This is a genomic window from Gammaproteobacteria bacterium (genome assembly GCA_021647245.1).
In the GTDB taxonomy this organism is placed as follows: Bacteria; Pseudomonadota; Gammaproteobacteria; order RBG-16-57-12; family RBG-16-57-12; genus JAFLJP01.
In genome coordinates, this window is sequence record JAKIVC010000011.1 from 53,395 (window position 1) to 69,449 (window position 16,055).

Below are 16,055 nucleotides of genomic sequence, written 5' to 3' on the forward strand. Positions count from 1 at the left end.
CCTCACGTTGCACTCACTCGGGTTTGGGTTGCGACGATTGCCAACGGTGTTCCGGTTGGTGTGCAGATCGCTTGGCTACTTTGAACCAGTAGCGGCTGGCCGTTGGATGTGACCCGGGTGGTGCCACTCAACCACTGCGCTGTCACACAGGGGCCATTGGCCACCGTAGGTGGTGGAAAAGTACAACCTGCCACCACATAAGGCGAACTCATCAACACAGTGGGCTGACCACTGAGTGTGACCCGAGGATTAGGTACTGTGGCTGTCGCCTGTCCAGCGTGTGAACAGAGCACTTGAGCGCCAACATGGAGTAAAAAACCGGGCATATACCCCCCTAAGTGACGACTAACGCGCCGTTGTTGATAGTGACCGTTGGCCCACTCATGATGAGACTGGCCCCCTTACCATTTTGAATATAAATACCAGTGTCATTGACGATAATTGATGCACCGGAAGCGCTCTTCAACATCAAGCCACCGGTTGGTCCCGGCAGGTCACTGATCACAAAGCTGTTCTGCCCTGCTGTCTGCAGCACAATGTTGGGCGATACGGGCAGACCAGCGTGAGCCAGTGGAGGAACATCGGAAGAGCCACCCCACCGACACCCAACCCAAATCGGATAGTCCGGATCACCCTGTTCAAACTCTACCCAGATAGCCGCCCCTATCGGTGGCACCATATAGACGCCCATCGGTGGCCCGGTGGGGCCGGCAAGTGGCACACACGGCTCAGCCCAGGTGGAGGGAATCAACCCCAGCACATCGGGGATAGTCAGCATCAACCGCCCCCGTGTTTCAGGGTCAACATTATTCAACACGGTGGCGCGGTATTTGCCGAAAAAACGCCCTGTTTCATTCGATTCGCTCATGGCAGAACAACCGGTGTATTGGAGATCAACCCATCGCGGGAGAGTGTGAAGTTCTGTTTGTATTCACCTTTTTTGATGTTATGGGTTACGCTGTCGACGTAGTAGAGTCCGTCATAGGAGATGCCTGCGCCCCGCACACCAACCACCGTCTGGGCACTCAACAACTGGCCATACTGCATAACATTCAGCGAGCCACTGCCACTGATAGCAGTCGCATTGTTCATCATGAAGCTCAGAATATCTCTTGCTGCCTCATCCGGTTGAAGCCGCGCCCCACCATTGTGCATCCCAATCTTTGCCGGTGGGGTTGGTCGTAGCCCCAATGGCGGTTTGGTTGCATTGATATTGGGCACGGGTATCGGAATAGGGACTCTTCGGGTGATGGGATCCAAAATGGTGAAGATGCTGATTTTTTTTGCCATTCCATCCAGTGAAAAACTCAATGATTCAACATTGGTGTGCGCATCCATATTGATACTTAACGCGCGTTGCGGGACAGGCACACTGATATCTGGGCCAAAGTAGGCAATACTCTGACCCGGCAATGGGCCGGGCTGTATATAAAACAGATAGCCATTGCGGCTCGCCAAGCTTTTTATATAGGCCAAATCAGTTGTATTGACCTGGCTTTCGGTTCTAGCTGCAGGGTTTTGAACAGTAGAAACAAGCGGTGGAATAATAAGCGGCACCACACCCAGTGCCGCGTATGGTGCTAAGGCGACCGCCACCTTGGCCACATCGGGCATCGCAGGATAGGGAACAACTTTTTCTACCAAATCCATGGCGATACTCAGGTCCTCTCCGGTAATCGTCAATTTTGACTGTCCCGATTCACTGCTCGGTTGCAGCTCGTGACGGGTGATAAAACCATCCATAATCACATTCGGGATGCCATTGACGGTGACCATAATGATGACCCGTGTCACGATGGGGTCAAAATAACCTGCGGGGAGCAGTGCAAGCTGTATCGCAGAGGTTTTACCCACACTAAAGGTCAATTGAAAACCGCTACGCGCCCGGGAAGAGCTGGTGACCTGCACACTCTGCAACGCTTCAATAACCGGCAGTGGTGCCGGCACCGGCACCGCTGGCCCGATCAGAAGCGTCAGAATATTACCCAGTAACATTGGGAATCTCCGGAATACCTTCGGGCAGAGTGATCCGCAACCGGCGGCCGATTTCGTCCGTCAACTCAGCGGGAAGCATCGCACCGTTGGCATCACAAATTCGCCAGAACTGCAGTGGGTCATTCAGATAGAGTGCAGTGAGGTTATCCAGCCGATCGCCTTCAGTGACAAGGTGCTCTTGTAACAGCGAAAAGTGCTCTGGTGCAGCGATAAAACGGCGCTTGAGATGGATAACCTCCTGGCCATCTGCTGCTTTAAAACGTGCCGTCTCTGTGTTGTAGTAACGACTGGTAGGAGGGAATAACAGATTACGCATAGCTTATAGTCCCGTCACAATATTTTCGGCGCTATTGACCACATTCAAGGTAGCCATTACCTCTTTGGCCATCTGATGCGCCATAAACAGACTATGCCCTGGATGAAGCACACCAAAATCCTGGTAGCTCAACACCGCCAGTGACAGCTCCACTTTGGCTTGAATCGGATTTAGTGAGGGGTCATAGGCATCCTCAGTGATACTGAAACTGGTAATCCGCACCGGTAACACCCGCTTCGCTCCCCAGGCAAAGAGTAAAAATGGCGCCTCTGTGGGCAGGATTTCGATGGAGCCGATCGCAGAGAGAATGGTATTAGCAATCACCGCCGCCGACTTTGGATAGAGCATCATCTCCAACGCTGAAAGAGCGGGGTAGATACCCATGGTGGTCGCCAGCGGGTTTGCCTCGGCCAACTGATCAGCTGCATCAATTTCGATACTGAGGGTAATTGTCTCCTTAGGTGGGCCAGTGAGCCGCTGTACCTCACCCGGATCACCATCACCACCGGCGGCACGAGCCTCCAGGCGGCGCGTCATGGTATTCGGGTTGTACTGAAACACCACCACGCTGGCCAGTGGATTAAAAATGTCCACACCTACCAAAGCGCCTTTAATCAAACGCGGAGAGCGGGAGAGCCCGGTCATTGCGGCAACCCTGTCATTTTCAGTGCCCAGCGGTTCAATTTGCCCTGATCAGCACCCGCATGATCCGACACCCTCAATCGCCAGTCACCCTTGATTGACTCACCCCGTAAAGCGTGTAAAGCGGTCGTGCTCACCATGGTGTAGGTTCTAATAATATTATTTGCCGAACCACCTAAGCGGTTATGCAGCAAAACTGTGCTGTTTTCGGCTGAAATCAGTTCGACAACCAAATCACCGATATAGGTGTGGGTGATATCCAGTTCAACGGCAAGCGTATCGAGCTGAGCTGTTCCGGCGACCGTCAGAACACGTTCAATGCCATTTCGCCTGTTATCAGGAATGGTGATGCCAGGGCTCTCTTCAACAACAACTGAAGAGCCTGTTTCTCCAGATACTTCCAGAGACCAGCGCTTGAGGCGACCTCGGTCAACCGATGCCAAATCCTGAACGTGAAGCTGCCACTCCCCCGCCACCGGCTCACCCGACAAGGCGTACAAAGCCGGTGCAGAGCGCATGTCAAACTCGGCACGCAGATCATTCGCACCGCCTCCGGCCCGGTCATGCAGTACCACGGAGGTACCAGAAGGTGAGGTTAACGTCACGCGCAGATCACCAATGTAGCTATGGGTAATATCAACACCAATCTTTATCTTACTGATCACAAAATCATCTTGGCTGGTGATTTTGTCTTTAATTCCCCTGGCGTTATTATCAGGAATACTTCTGTCTGGTGAAGAGTCAGCACGGAACTCCAGCCCTCCTGTTGTTGACTGATTCCGACTCAGCGCTTCCGCGACAGCCGCTTGCGCATCGACCTTACCGTGACCAAACCACGGACTCCAGCTGCCCTCAGCATCACCATTATCAGCAAAGACACCGCTATCAAACGGTGCAATGGGCGAGACATCCCAGCGGGTATCTTCATCAAAATTGGCTGGTGGTGTTTGCGGATAGTCGTCAAAATCCAGATCCTTGGCGGCGGTACCTTTGAGTAACGCAACCACCTCCTGCGCACTCAGTGCCGGATTTGCCGAGACCACCAGCCCAGCCACACCGGCAACCAGCGGCGTGGCGCTGGAGGTGCCACCAAAGGTATCGGTCACACCACCACTATTACCGGTGGTGGTGGTAATACCCAAGCCCCTCACTGTCATCCGATAATAGGTGTGTGAATTACTGCTCGGCGCACAAAGTGAAATACCGGGGCCGTAATTAGAATAGTGACTGCGTTTGGCGGTGCTCGCCAATGCAGCAATATGCATCACCCCCGGTATACCCACCAGGTTATTCCGGAAAGTGCGTGTCTTTTTCACCCCGACCCACACCAGTGAGCCGCCCTGCACGGCCACACCATTGTCATAGGGCACCTCTTCAGGTGCCGTATAATCAATCAAACAATTCTCATTACCCGCCGCCCATAAGAAGACGATGCCTTTACCCCGTCGTCCGCCAGTTTGCGCCAATGTTTTAATGCGGTTGATAACAGGCAGTGACCACATACTGATCGGAACGCCACCCCAGGAGTTGGACATCACATCCGCTTTATCCGCGATATAGTCCAGTGCTGTCAGCAATTTTGAATCACTAATAAAGAGAGAAGGCCCCGAGGACTCCCATTGAATGGGTAACAACTGGCATCCCGGCGCCGCACCCACCGTAAGCACTGCATCGATCTCACCACCAATCACCCCGTTACAGGATGTGCCATGGTTTGCCCCCGGGATATACATCTCATCGGCCTCAGCATCAATATCCACCGCCGTGACAAGACGTGTACCGCGAAAGTAGCCCCAACCGGCAAACTTATCGGCAGAATCAAAATCGAAGTGATCCAGCTTGCAACCATCATCCGTCACTGCTATCACCACCTCATCACTACCGAATCCATCCAGCAATCGCCACGCATCCTCACACAGAGAGCTGGATCGGGAGTCATAAGCTGGGTGATTGAAATTAGTATGCAGATGCCATTGCCTTGCATAGTCCGGATCCAGAGGAGCCGCAAACTGGTACTTGCTCATACGCTGGTTCAGATCATGCTCGGCCAGATCAACCAAAGGCTCCTCCTCCATCAACTTCACCACCAGCTTGACTGGGTTCATACCGGTGTGATTGGTCAGTTGGAACAGATAATCCCGTTCACTATACGAAGCTCTTTTCATCAAACCATAACGACCCGCAAAAGCATCCACTTGTTCGTCTGCAAGCGTCTCTTTGAAAGCTACAAAAACCCGATCGGTAATCAGGAATTCCGCACCACTTTCCACCTCACAATAGGCATGGTGAGTTGGCGCAACACCACGACAACGCGCCATCAAACCATCTAAATCTGCCGCACTGGTTTTAATCCGGGTTGATGCAGAAGAGACCTGCTCGGATGCTACAATCGCCGCATCATCCAGAGTATCCGGCAGGGACCTGACGACCAGTTGATCGGGGCTTTTTTCCAGCCCGATCTTTTGGCCGCAGCGGTAGGTGTAGGTCTTGTTTTTTTCGCTCATAACATACTCTCAATAATGTAGGGTGCGTTTTACGCACCACGAACATCCGTGCATAAAATTTAGTTCGCAATATAAATTACCGTTGTTTGGCGCATGGAGTGCACCCTACCTAGTTTAGTTATGGCTCACCAAAACTATCTTGCTCTTGATGATTAACCACACCAGCCCAATCCGTTTCATAAACACCTTGTCGAACATATCGATGAAACGTCGAATGCGGCCAATCCGCTACCTTTTCTACCAACCCATGTTTCACCGGGTTATAGTGCAAATAATCCATATGTTTTTCATAATCCCTATCATCACGGATTTGATGTTCCCAAAAACGCCGTTGCCAAATGGTTGATTCTTTCCTTTTTTGTTTTGATGGGTTCATCCACGCATCTCGTTTTAATTCCGGACCGCATTGTTTGGTTACATATCGCTTTATCATCGCCCAACGAGCCCCGAAGTTGGCGTCATCGGACGGTAATGTCCAGATGCTATGAAGATGATCAGGCAATAACACCCATGCATCAATGGTGAATGGATGAGTAGCTTGTGTAGCCTTAATACCTTCACGTAATGCGTTCCGAACCATTTCATTACATAAAAATCGTTGCCGCCTGTAAGTCACCACCGTAAAAAAATAAGTCCCGCCTTTCGCATTCGCTCTCCGATAATTCGGCATTAATTACGTAGGGTGCGTTTTACGCACCATAAGCATCCGTGATTAAAATTAATTCGTAAAATATTCATCATTCATTTCCATAATTATCGTTTTTTGGTGCATGGAATGCACCCTACCTGGCTCGCGATCAACCACCGCCTTCATGAGCTGCACTCGTTGAAACTGCGCGGGGTGTTTGGATGGCAGCGCGCCTTTCTTGACCAGCACCCTCTTGCCAGCATACATCGCCGGGGCAGCAAGGTCGTGAACCGCCGCATACTTGGCGATACTTTTTCCCGATGCTGCGCAGGCCCGCAGGTGATCAAGCCAGTAACGCTGGCGCTCTGTCAGTGCTGTCGTGCCTGCTTCTGCTTCATTCATTTCTATGCTCCGTGGTGATTGAGTATCACAGGGTGGAGGGAAATGGCTCAGGTTGGTAGGGTGGGGTTGATTTGGCGCTTACGAACTACCACCATTTGCCAACAACGAATCACCAACCAAAGAAGACAACCCTGGATCAGGCATCCGCATCACCTGCTCCGCCACCCGATCCGCCTCCAGCTCATATTTATCTCCCGGCTGACCAATCTTCAGCTTGGCCTGAATCCAGGGTGGAGATGATGCATTCAAATAATTCCGGCTGACTATTGGTGCCGAATGTCGTACAGCAACCTGACTGAAGTCATGGTCAAAACCTGATTCCGCCGGGCTATTTGCGAACAGATCATGATCAGAAGTCGCACGCACAGCAGCATGCGGCAACAGACCCCTAGTTGGTGGTGGCATAGTCTGTTTTGGTGTTTGAGTTGTAGCTTGTTGTTTCATTGGTTTATCCCGCCATAAACCGACCGGGCAATCTGTTTTCCAAGGCCGGATGGTTCGTTTTTTCCACCAATAGCGATTGAATCCGCGCGGATGGCATCAACAGCCCCGCCATTGTGTAAACCAGCCCCTACACCATTGCGGCCAAGCAGACTTGCCAACTCCGCCTCAAGGCTCGCCTTTAACGCCGGTCGCTGATGCGGCTCCAGCGCAACCCCATCCAGCACCAGCCGCTCAATATGCAAATTAATATTCATTTCACCACCTCCAGATTGCCCTGCCAGATAAAATCAGATGCCTTGGCGGGTCGTTCCAGTTTTTTGTATTCAATCCGCGCCGCACTTAACAACAGCGGCATTGTGACCGAGCTGCCATTTTGCGCCGCCAGAAACGCAGCGTTTAGCGCCACACTGTGGATATTTCCACCGGTCAGGTTGAATTTGGCCAGACGTTGATAGTCGAGGTTTTCATCAATCGGGGTTTCAGGCGGAAATACCTTTTGCCACATTTCGGTTCGCTCTTCGATTCCGGGGAACGGGAAATCCACAATAAAGCGCAGCCGACGCACGAAGGCTTTGTCCAGTGAGGATTTCATGTTGGTGGCCAGGATCGCTAAGCCTCGATAGGACTCTATGCGTTGCAGCAGATAGTTGATTTCAATATTGGCGTAACGGTCGTGGCTGTCTTTGACTTCACTGCGTTTGCCAAACAGAGCATCGGCTTCGTCGAAGAACAGAATCGCGCCACTGTCTTCGGCGGTGTCGAACAGCTTGCGCAGGTTTTTTTCAGTTTCGCCAATATATTTGCTGACGACTGATGAGAGGTCGATGCGATAAAGATCAAGTTTGAGGGCGTTGGCGATAACTTCTGCTGCCATGGTTTTGCCGGTGCCGCTCTCTCCAGCAAACAGTGCGTTAATCCCTAGGCCGCGATTCATCTGCTGCCGAAAACCCCAGTCGCTATATACCCGATTACGTTGGGCAACCTGATCGGTAATTTGATTGAGCAAGGCTGTTTGCTCCGGCGGCAACACCAGTTGTTCCCAGGTGGCTTTGGCATCAATTCTGCGCGCCAGTTGCTCCATTCCGGCTCGGGCTGCGATGCTGCAGGCCTGCCACAGCTCTTTGTCTATTGCCGAGTTTAATGCTGCCTCGTTCTCTGTAGGTTCATCAAGGGCAGACTGAGCCAAGCGTCTGATCTCGCTTTGGCCAAAGGAAAATTGTTCGGCTAAGCGCTGTGGCTGATCGTTAGCTTGACCTTGTAATGCCTCCGCCCAGAGCTGTTGCTGCTCTTCCGGTGTCGGTTTGTTGATTTCAACAGAAAACCGGTTGCGGACGGTTTCGGTCTTGGCGTCTTCTAAATCGAGAAAGACAACACCATTGCTACGCTCCAGAAAACGCTTGAGCTGCATTTTTTCAGCATCAGTGGCCCCGTCGATATGGATATACAAGGCCAACGGCATCAGCAGAGATTCACGTTGCCAGAGTCGGGTAAAGGTTTCGAAATCACCCATCTGGCTGGGCAATATTTTGATGTCCATGCTTTGCAGGCTTAGGCCCAATACCGATGCCACTTGCCCGGCGATGAGGTGCTTGCTGGCAACATCGTGTCCCAGCAACTCAACGACAGGCACACTTTTCTGGCCATTTGAGTGCTTTAAGTAATCAATTATATTATCAGCCGCTAGTTGCTGTGAGGGGGGTAAGGTTTCATCCGTCAGTGGAAAAACCATTGAATCAAGCAAGGGCATTAGTCGATCATCCAGATAGTTCAGCCCCTTAAGGTAGTTGATGATGCGCTCATCCGTGCCCAGCGCGGCGCTGGTTAATGGCTGTGCTCCGGGCTGATTAATCTCCAACAGTCGCCAATGCCTGAGCGGAGCATGGGGTGAGAGGGCATTCCAGTCGGGGTCATCAAACAAGGAAAATGCCAATGCAAAGGTGGGATAGGGTCTATTAAGATCATCCTGTGCCTGTGCGCAAAGCGTTGCGAACCGTGTATCCAGCGCCATGGCGCTGCACAGCATCAGCACTTGCTGGTCAAAATGTGACAGGCCGAGTCGCTGCGCCAGTATCAGCAGTGCAGGCGGTGGATCATTTTTCTCACAGTTAGCAATCACCTGAGCAGCCTGTTTTATCGTCTCATCATCGCTGGTTTCTGGTGGCGGTAGGTGTCGAGCACTCGATTGAGGTTGGCTCAGCTTGCGTTTAAACCACCCGCCAGAAGAGTCATCTGCCTTCTCCTGGGGTGATGATTCCTCCCGCGTTTGTGCTGGTATCTGTTGTTGCAACTTAAGGCGCAACCACTTGAGTGTTGCCGCTAGGTGCTCTTCATTGGCCGCTACCCACGCTGACTGCTCACGCATCGCTTGTTCGCTCATGAGATCGTCACCTCCATGGCGCTGTCAAAGGTGGGCGGTGTCATGCTGCGATCCACCAGCAGGCTATCCACCCCATCAACTCGCAGCCGCACATAACGGCTGCCGAGCGGGGCATCGTCTATAACAAAGGTTAATGTATCCGTTTGGAGGGGGTGCTCATTCGCCAGCACTTCGCGATCACCTAACAGCAGTGCCACCCGTTGATCGGCACTCACTTGCGGGTGGCAGGTAAGTGTTAACTCCGCCCTGCCCAATCCATTACGAACAACCGGGTTGGGTGGTGCAATACCCATAATGCGCGGCGCGAGCGAAAATGGAAGTAAATTGGTGCGTCTATCCTGCTCACCTGCTTTGTTGATAATGACCTCAACAGCATAGAACCCCACCCGCCAATCCGCTGGGTTGTTGGGTATTTGCACGCTTATTTGGCTCTCTGTGCCGCCAGTTAATGCCGTAATATCAATCGGGCTGGTTAAGCGGGGATGGCTAAAACGCACCATCACGGTATCACCATCCAGATGGTGGCCACTCAATATGAGGGTGTCTCCCAGCAAGGCGCTGGTCTGTTGGTTAGGCGCTACAATGTCAGTAATGGCTGGAAAAGGTGGAGTCAGATCAGCCTGTGCAGAGACCCCCCGGTCATCTTCACCTCGCTTTAAGACTGGTAACGCTGTTTTGGCGAATCGTGTGCTATCAATGAGCACTACTGAAACTTCATAGCCGGTAGAGAGGCGATATTCAGATTGGAAGCTGGTCCAGAGTTTGGACATATCATCCACTGACAATGCATCGTGGGTAATTCTTACCCGTTCAAGCTGATTTTGCAGGTCTGTATCCGGTAGTGCGGCCTGAATTTCTGCCCGCCCCAGTATTGGATGGTCATGTAGTGCACTCATTGAGCACCCCATGAGTCGATGCCCGTTGACATCATCATTGTTACGGCCGTAAGCGGTAATCAAGTATTTGAGCACCAACGCTAATGGTGGCAGACCACTCTCACCATTTTTGGTCTGGCCGGACATCGGCGCGTTACTGAATGCGGTATCGATGGAGGTGCCATACAGGAAAAGATTGAGCTGATTGGCGTCATTGCCGTTGCGGGCTATACCCGGCGGCTGGGTAGTCACCGTGGTATCCAGTAACTCGGGGGCTTCGTGCGCTGCGGTTGTTAATAGATTACGCAACGTTGAAGTCACTGCAGCAATAGCTGAGGGTGAACTCATCGCCGCCCACCTTCGCGTCGTTGCAGGTATTCATCCAGAGTCATGACACCCGTTGGTTTCTTTGGCGCTTGTGCACTTTTCGGTTTTTCAGCTTGAACAGCCCGTACTTCGATCCGGCCGATAGTGACATTAATGACCGGTTCGGCCTTAACCTCTTGCGCCTGTAAATGCTGTTGAAATTGAGCCTCAATGCCAGACAACCATGATGGTGGCTCCAGCCGTTCATGGTGAGGTGTGTTTTCTCGCTCACCCACAGAGCCGCTATTCTCTTGATCAGCTGGCCACTTTAGGGTTTCCTGCTGCAGCTGTGGCGCAACAACGACGGCCGATGGCGGGGCCTCTTTTTCAGGCAAAGTCGATACCGGGCTATCACTGTTTTCCCTGCGTTGATCATCCGCCACAGCTAGCCGCTTCAGATCTTCAGTCAGGTACTGGAGCATTGTCCGGACACGATGATTCAGGTCTGACTCATTTTCAAGGTGATTTTCACCTACCCTCAATGTGGAGGGGATGTGGTGACTTGCCTCAGGTGTCTGTCGATGATCTCTCGACGCAGCCGTTTCGCTAAAAGTTGGCAACTCACTTGCGGCGAATGCCAGCCTACCAGCCGGCTCCTCCTGAAATAGGTTTCGATGGGGATGTTTATCAACATCTAAAAGTGAACTTATCGATGCTGAAGAGCCGGGCTGATCTCCATTTGCATCCGGCTGAACCGAAGCATCGCTTTGTACTAAAAACGAAGGCGATTGATCATTTTTTTTGCCCTCCACAGAGGCGGGTTCAGAAATAGCGACGCCGGGCCTATCAGCGGAAGAGGGAGGTGACGGATCCGCAGGGTGCGGCTGGTGATTACCCCTTGCCACGCTCAAATCAAACGAATTTATATCTAAAGCCCGCTCTTTTGATTGCACGTGAGGTCTATCTGCTGGCGGTTGTGGCACCTGGTTATGTTCTGCTACTGGCCTATTAACCTCTTCAGTGGAAGGCGTGGCCGCCATGCCATCTCGCTCCGCCTCAAACGGCCCGAGTGTGCGGGGCTGTATGGTTTCACACCTTCCAAGATGACGACCAACCAAGTTGGCAAAAAAGTCGTTCATCGACCCACCATCCCGAGATAGAGCTGCCGACGCACTGGCGTGAGGCTTAATATATCCTCCTCTCTCCAACCATAAGCAGTCGCGAGCCGGTGTACAGTGCGAAGCGTGCGTTCCGCCCAAGTGTTGATCTCAACCCACAAAAAACTAGCAATATCAAACAGCACCTCCCACTGGTGGGAACATTCAGGGCACGTCAGTGCGGTACGAATTTCAGCTTGTGGGTCCAGCTTTTCAAGCTGCTGGCTTAATGCCTCAAACACATGTTGTGGCAGTTCAGTTAAATCACACCCTTTTCCAGCACGGTCAGCGGAAACAATACAGCGTTCGATGAGTGCGGTAGCGGCGCTGCTGCTATCCCCTGTTGCTGCCATAACAGTGGCAATATCCACGCTGGTGAGCAGGCGAAAGTGGAGCTGGTAGTCATCCACCGCTAACTGAAACTCCGCCACCGGGTCGGCACTCACATCATCCACACCCTGCAGGCGCATATCCGCCGTCCTACCCTCCCACTCGACCCGCTCTGCACAGTGTGGGCACTGTGCCGTATTGAGGAGTGTTGTGCCAAACATCCACTCACGCAGCTGTAACAAGCGGGCATCCCGCGCACCAATGCTCAACCCCGCCACCGCATCCGAATCAAGTTCGGGAGAAGCGGCAGTGATAAGAATAAGCGCCTGCTGTAGAGTTGACTGGTTTAGCCCGTACTCCCATACGTTAAGTAGCTCAGTCGAATCGAGGGGTCTCATCGACTACCCTCCTGGCTCGGTAAATTCAGGCTCATTTGGCTCACTGACCTCATAGTCGCGCTCCCAGCCCTCATGCTCCAGCTTCAAGGTTTGAATAGCCACCGCATTGGCGCTGGCATCCAGTTCGGGCAGTGCCTGATATTCCGACACCCAACAACGAAAAAGTTTATAAGAGATAGCCAACTGACCCGCTTCGTTATAGAGCTCGATAATCACATCCTTGCGAAAATCTTTCAGCGAGACCTCCGCACCCAGACCGGAACCAAAATTCCAAATTTTATTGGCCCATTTTTCAAATTCGGGGTCGTGAGTGACACCACGCTCCAGAGTAATCGCCTCATATTTGCTCTGTCCTGGCGACTTTCTCACCGCACTGGGATCACCCCCTTCGCGGTGTTCAACCAATTCAGTGGTACGCTTAAGTGCACCGACTTTACTCACGCCAGCGACAAACCTGCCGTCCCATTTGATACGGAATTTAAAGTTTTTATAAGGATCAAATCGCTGTGGATTCACACTAAACTGAGCCATGACATTCTCCTTTTAAACTTCAAGTTCGCCAGCAATCTGCTGGAGTTTGACGATGACAAATTCAGCCGGTTTCAGCGGGGCGAAACCAACCACAACATTGACAATGCCGCGATCAATATCATTTTGCGTTGTTGTCTCTTTATCGCATTTAACAAAATAAGCCTCTCGCGGCGTGGTGCCTTGAAAGGCGCCCTGGCGAAACAGGTTATGCATAAAGGCACCCACATTAAGCCTGATCTGCGACCATAGGGGCTCATCGTTAGGCTCAAAAACCACCCACTGAGTGCCCCGATACAAGCTCTCTTCAATAAACAGCGCGGTTCGACGAACCGGAATATATTTCCACTCTGAGGCCAGTTGATCTGCCCCTTTCAAAGTACGCGAACCCCAGATCGTACGACCAATAATTGGAAATGCTCGCAGGCAGTTCACACCCAGTGGGTTCAAACGGCCATTCTCCTGGTCGGTCAACTTAACGGTTAACTCTGTAACACCCCGCATTGTCGCCTCCATACCCGCCGGTGCCTTCCAGACACCACGCTGACTGTCGGTGCGCGCAAATATTCCGGCGACAGCCCCACAAGGTACAAAGGACTCAAGCTGATTATCCCGTAGCGGGTTGGTCTGTTTGATACGCGGAAAGAAAATAGCGGCATTTTTGCTGTTGGTACCGATGCCTGTGCTAATACCGGTAACGGCAGCATCTGTGGTACCCCAGTCACTTGGCGGGTCAACCAAAAGCATGGCACGACGTTTATCTTCACAGTAGCTGGCAGCAGTGGATAACAGGGCACCCGGATAGCTTGCATTAGCCACTGTATCCCAATCCGGCGGCAGGCAGAGCAGGTTAAACATATCCGCCTGTTCCAGTGCGTAAAGCCCCTCTTTCGCTACATCCTTTCCTGTGCCGATATAGTCATTAACACCCAACACATTACCATCCGACGCCTCATCCGCTTCAAGTACGGTGTAGACCCCTTCGGCGGGCCGTGACAGTGGATCAGGTAGCGCTGGAAGCCTGACCAAAGTCGACATATTCTCAAGAACCCTATCCAGCTGACGCGGCCCAACGGCAACCGAAACATTCAAAAAATCCTCACGGAAACCAGTACTAAGATCTTCAACAGTAAGGTTAAACAGATCCGTCACACTCAAGCCCTGCTGTGCAGCCACATCAGCTGTCGCCGCATCATCATATGAGACGGTCACCCGCAATCGATTGCCCCACGCCCCAGAGGAGATCGCTAAAAGCTCGAGGTTATCCGCACTTAGCGTCGCCACTGCGGTCCCATTGCCCGCATTAAACAGCCGCACAATCACCGCCAACGTACCCCCATTGCGATAAAAGTCACGCACTGAAAAACTCATGGCACTGCTCAGATCCAGCCCGCCAAAAGAGCGTTCATAATCCGCATAGCTGGTAATCACTTTGGCTTCATCAATTGGGCCGCGCTTGGCACGCCCAACAAAAGCAGCAACTGATGTGGCGACACCTGTAATGGTACGGACACCACTGGGGACTTCTTCTATGTATACACCGGGGTATGAGATTGGAACTGGCATCTTAATCACTCCTGTTTCTAATGACCTGTACAGTCGATCCTTTGAGTAGAGTGTAGAGGGGGGTGGTTTTGTTTAGTTAGGATTCTTTTGCAAAACAGTAGTACTTTTTTGCGCATTCCCTTACTCGATTTGGCAGAACCTATTCGGTTGGGACGAATCGGGCTGCCTGAAGGTAATTCTGCTATTTATTCTATTTTGTACGTTTCGTGGTAGTGAGATGGGCTCACCCCAACAATGCGCCGAAACATACGGGTAAAATATGACGGGTCATTAAAACCAACTGAATAGGCGATATCCGTGACCATGGCGTTAGGATTTTGCAACAGCTCTCTCGCCTTGCAAATGCGAAAATTAACCACATAGCCACGAAAGGTTGTTTCGTGTTCTTTTTTGAAGTGGCGGCTAAAAGTAGCAACATTCAACCCACAGAGCTGAGCGACCTCTTTTTCATAAATTTTCTCATGATAGTGAGCCTCCACAAAGGCTTGCGCAGCGTAGGTTTTTTTCATTTGATAGGTCTGAAACCGTACCTCAGGTGGAAAAGAGTTAGATAGCAAGTGAGCTTTCCAACACAGTGGGGCGGTTGCATCTTTTGACAAGCTATCCAGCGCTAAGACAGCGGCGACACTGTTTACCAGTTCTTGAGGCGGAAAAGGCTTAACGAAATAATCCCAAACCTGGGTTCGTAAAGCCCAAACAGCCAGTGTCTCTGAGTGCTGCTCGGTAAGCATAACGATGGGAATTGATGGAAACAGACATCTGGCCTGTCGTAATGCTGAAAGTCGGGAAATATCGGGATAATCGTATTCGAAACACAGAAGTAGCGGCGCAGTTTCCCGTATTTTTTGATCGATTTCTTCAACACCACTAATCCGGGACACCCTCCAGTTTTTGTTCAAATAGTGATAAAAACTGCTCTGATGATGAACAGAGCGCAAATCGATCCATAAGATGTGTAAAGTATCCATCCCTCCCCTTTCACCTAAACATTCCAAGTAATCGTGCTTTCACAGCATAAGATATTGGCCTGTAAAACAAGTGATAATTTTGAGTGAAACCCTTATTGTGATTCCCGAAAAGCTTCATATCATCACGCCGATCAAAAACTTATACTGAGTGGCTGTGAGCATTTTCAGGATTTAAGTTTTAATATAAGTCGATAGGTCGCGGTTTCCTTTCATCGTCAAATCAACCCCTCACACGATAAGGAGCACCATTAAATTATTCAAGCGCGAAAAAGAAAGGGGATTTTTCGTCAGAGATTTTCACATCCCATTATTGAGAGACGGTGATGAAGGGAAGCAGAGAATGGATACAGGGCTGGATGGAATAGAGGGAATCAGTTGTCGCGTAGGTGCGTCACTTTTTGGTAGGGGTGCCATAAAAGTAGCCACGAGGTGGCGACACATTCACGCTTTGCCTGCCGAACAGGCAAAAAAAAGACCCCATCCAGCGATTGAATGGGGTCTCTTAAATTAAAAGCCTGACAGTGACCTACTTTCACATGGGAGCCCCCACACTATCATCGGCGCTAAGTCGTTTCACTTCTGAGTTCGGGATGGGATCAGGTGGTTCCAACTCGCTATG

17 protein-coding genes and 1 rRNA gene are annotated in these 16,055 nt (G+C 51.4%); all 18 read right to left on the reverse strand.

The features are described 5' to 3' along the window. Positions 1-2 precede the first annotated feature (2 nt). Positions 3-326: a DUF4280 domain-containing protein gene (locus L3J94_04690; protein MCF6218052.1), complete on the reverse strand. Its 324-nt coding sequence runs from the start codon at positions 324-326 to the stop codon at positions 3-5. A gap of 8 nt (positions 327-334) precedes the next feature. Further along, entirely contained in the window at positions 335-868 is a 534-nt protein-coding gene (locus tag L3J94_04695; GenBank protein MCF6218053.1) for a phage baseplate assembly protein V, read from the reverse strand. Further along, positions 865-1,995 carry a hypothetical protein gene (locus tag L3J94_04700; protein ID MCF6218054.1) on the reverse strand — a complete coding sequence of 377 codons (1,131 nt, stop codon included), beginning with the start codon at positions 1,993-1,995 and terminating at the stop codon, positions 865-867. Before L3J94_04700 ends, L3J94_04695 begins: the two co-directional genes overlap by 4 nt. Beyond that, positions 1,982-2,311, reverse strand: coding sequence for a LysM domain-containing protein (locus L3J94_04705; protein MCF6218055.1), 330 nt, complete (start codon positions 2,309-2,311; stop codon positions 1,982-1,984). Before L3J94_04705 ends, L3J94_04700 begins: the two co-directional genes overlap by 14 nt. Before the next feature lie 3 nt (positions 2,312-2,314). Next, the gene (locus L3J94_04710; GenBank protein MCF6218056.1) at positions 2,315-2,956 is read right to left on the reverse strand and encodes a hypothetical protein; all 642 of its coding nucleotides are present in this window, start codon (positions 2,954-2,956) and stop codon (positions 2,315-2,317) included. Beyond that, on the reverse strand, positions 2,953-5,457 hold the full coding sequence (locus tag L3J94_04715) for a proprotein convertase P-domain-containing protein (GenBank protein MCF6218057.1): 2,505 nt from the start codon (positions 5,455-5,457) through the stop codon (positions 2,953-2,955). The genes L3J94_04710 and L3J94_04715 overlap by 4 nt, the downstream gene beginning before the upstream one ends. 118 nt (positions 5,458-5,575) lie before the next feature. Further along, positions 5,576-6,127: a transposase gene (locus L3J94_04720; protein MCF6218058.1), complete on the reverse strand. Its 552-nt coding sequence runs from the start codon at positions 6,125-6,127 to the stop codon at positions 5,576-5,578. Positions 6,128-6,175: 48 nt separating this feature from the next. Beyond that, a complete protein-coding gene (locus L3J94_04725) occupies positions 6,176-6,487 on the reverse strand; it encodes a hypothetical protein (GenBank protein MCF6218059.1) in 312 nt (103 codons plus the stop codon). 78 nt (positions 6,488-6,565) lie between these two features. Beyond that, positions 6,566-6,931, reverse strand: a complete 366-nt coding sequence (locus L3J94_04730) for a hypothetical protein (GenBank protein MCF6218060.1) — start codon at positions 6,929-6,931, stop codon at positions 6,566-6,568. Further along, on the reverse strand, positions 6,928-7,185 hold the full coding sequence (locus tag L3J94_04735; protein ID MCF6218061.1) for a hypothetical protein: 258 nt from the start codon (positions 7,183-7,185) through the stop codon (positions 6,928-6,930). Before L3J94_04735 ends, L3J94_04730 begins: the two co-directional genes overlap by 4 nt. Beyond that, the gene (locus L3J94_04740) at positions 7,182-9,308 is read right to left on the reverse strand and encodes an ATP-binding protein (GenBank protein ID MCF6218062.1); all 2,127 of its coding nucleotides are present in this window, start codon (positions 9,306-9,308) and stop codon (positions 7,182-7,184) included. The genes L3J94_04735 and L3J94_04740 overlap by 4 nt, the downstream gene beginning before the upstream one ends. Further along, the gene (locus L3J94_04745) at positions 9,305-10,531 is read right to left on the reverse strand and encodes a DUF4255 domain-containing protein (GenBank protein MCF6218063.1); all 1,227 of its coding nucleotides are present in this window, start codon (positions 10,529-10,531) and stop codon (positions 9,305-9,307) included. The genes L3J94_04740 and L3J94_04745 overlap by 4 nt, the downstream gene beginning before the upstream one ends. Beyond that, entirely contained in the window at positions 10,528-11,628 is a 1,101-nt protein-coding gene (locus tag L3J94_04750) for a hypothetical protein (GenBank protein MCF6218064.1), read from the reverse strand. Before L3J94_04750 ends, L3J94_04745 begins: the two co-directional genes overlap by 4 nt. Further along, positions 11,625-12,374 carry a phage baseplate protein gene (locus L3J94_04755; protein MCF6218065.1) on the reverse strand — a complete coding sequence of 250 codons (750 nt, stop codon included), beginning with the start codon at positions 12,372-12,374 and terminating at the stop codon, positions 11,625-11,627. The genes L3J94_04750 and L3J94_04755 overlap by 4 nt, the downstream gene beginning before the upstream one ends. A 3-nt stretch (positions 12,375-12,377) precedes the next feature. Further along, positions 12,378-12,905 carry a phage tail protein gene (locus tag L3J94_04760; GenBank protein MCF6218066.1) on the reverse strand — a complete coding sequence of 176 codons (528 nt, stop codon included), beginning with the start codon at positions 12,903-12,905 and terminating at the stop codon, positions 12,378-12,380. 12 nt (positions 12,906-12,917) lie between these two features. After that, entirely contained in the window at positions 12,918-14,468 is a 1,551-nt protein-coding gene (locus L3J94_04765; GenBank protein ID MCF6218067.1) for a phage tail sheath subtilisin-like domain-containing protein, read from the reverse strand. A gap of 185 nt (positions 14,469-14,653) precedes the next feature. Next, positions 14,654-15,463, reverse strand: a complete 810-nt coding sequence (locus L3J94_04770; GenBank protein MCF6218068.1) for a response regulator transcription factor — start codon at positions 15,461-15,463, stop codon at positions 14,654-14,656. A 486-nt stretch (positions 15,464-15,949) separates the two neighbouring features. Next, positions 15,950-16,055, reverse strand: a 5S ribosomal RNA gene (rrf, locus tag L3J94_04775); the annotation flags it as partial.

Bases quoted from the DNA above. Each gene is read 5' to 3' on its own strand.
- L3J94_04690 (MCF6218052.1), bottom strand. From the start codon at position 326: ATGCCCGGTTTTTTACTCCATGTTGGCGCTCAAGTGCTCTGTTCACAC.
- L3J94_04695 (MCF6218053.1), bottom strand. From the start codon at position 868: ATGAGCGAATCGAATGAAACAGGGCGTTTTTTCGGCAAATACCGCGCC.
- L3J94_04700 (MCF6218054.1), bottom strand. From the start codon at position 1,995: ATGTTACTGGGTAATATTCTGACGCTTCTGATCGGGCCAGCGGTGCCG.
- L3J94_04705 (MCF6218055.1), bottom strand. From the start codon at position 2,311: ATGCGTAATCTGTTATTCCCTCCTACCAGTCGTTACTACAACACAGAG.
- L3J94_04710 (MCF6218056.1), bottom strand. From the start codon at position 2,956: ATGACCGGGCTCTCCCGCTCTCCGCGTTTGATTAAAGGCGCTTTGGTA.
- L3J94_04715 (MCF6218057.1), bottom strand. From the start codon at position 5,457: ATGAGCGAAAAAAACAAGACCTACACCTACCGCTGCGGCCAAAAGATC.
- L3J94_04720 (MCF6218058.1), bottom strand. From the start codon at position 6,127: ATGCCGAATTATCGGAGAGCGAATGCGAAAGGCGGGACTTATTTTTTT.
- L3J94_04725 (MCF6218059.1), bottom strand. From the start codon at position 6,487: ATGAATGAAGCAGAAGCAGGCACGACAGCACTGACAGAGCGCCAGCGT.
- L3J94_04730 (MCF6218060.1), bottom strand. From the start codon at position 6,931: ATGAAACAACAAGCTACAACTCAAACACCAAAACAGACTATGCCACCA.
- L3J94_04735 (MCF6218061.1), bottom strand. From the start codon at position 7,185: ATGAATATTAATTTGCATATTGAGCGGCTGGTGCTGGATGGGGTTGCG.
- L3J94_04740 (MCF6218062.1), bottom strand. From the start codon at position 9,308: ATGAGCGAACAAGCGATGCGTGAGCAGTCAGCGTGGGTAGCGGCCAAT.
- L3J94_04745 (MCF6218063.1), bottom strand. From the start codon at position 10,531: ATGAGTTCACCCTCAGCTATTGCTGCAGTGACTTCAACGTTGCGTAAT.
- L3J94_04750 (MCF6218064.1), bottom strand. From the start codon at position 11,628: ATGAACGACTTTTTTGCCAACTTGGTTGGTCGTCATCTTGGAAGGTGT.
- L3J94_04755 (MCF6218065.1), bottom strand. From the start codon at position 12,374: ATGAGACCCCTCGATTCGACTGAGCTACTTAACGTATGGGAGTACGGG.
- L3J94_04760 (MCF6218066.1), bottom strand. From the start codon at position 12,905: ATGGCTCAGTTTAGTGTGAATCCACAGCGATTTGATCCTTATAAAAAC.
- L3J94_04765 (MCF6218067.1), bottom strand. From the start codon at position 14,468: ATGCCAGTTCCAATCTCATACCCCGGTGTATACATAGAAGAAGTCCCC.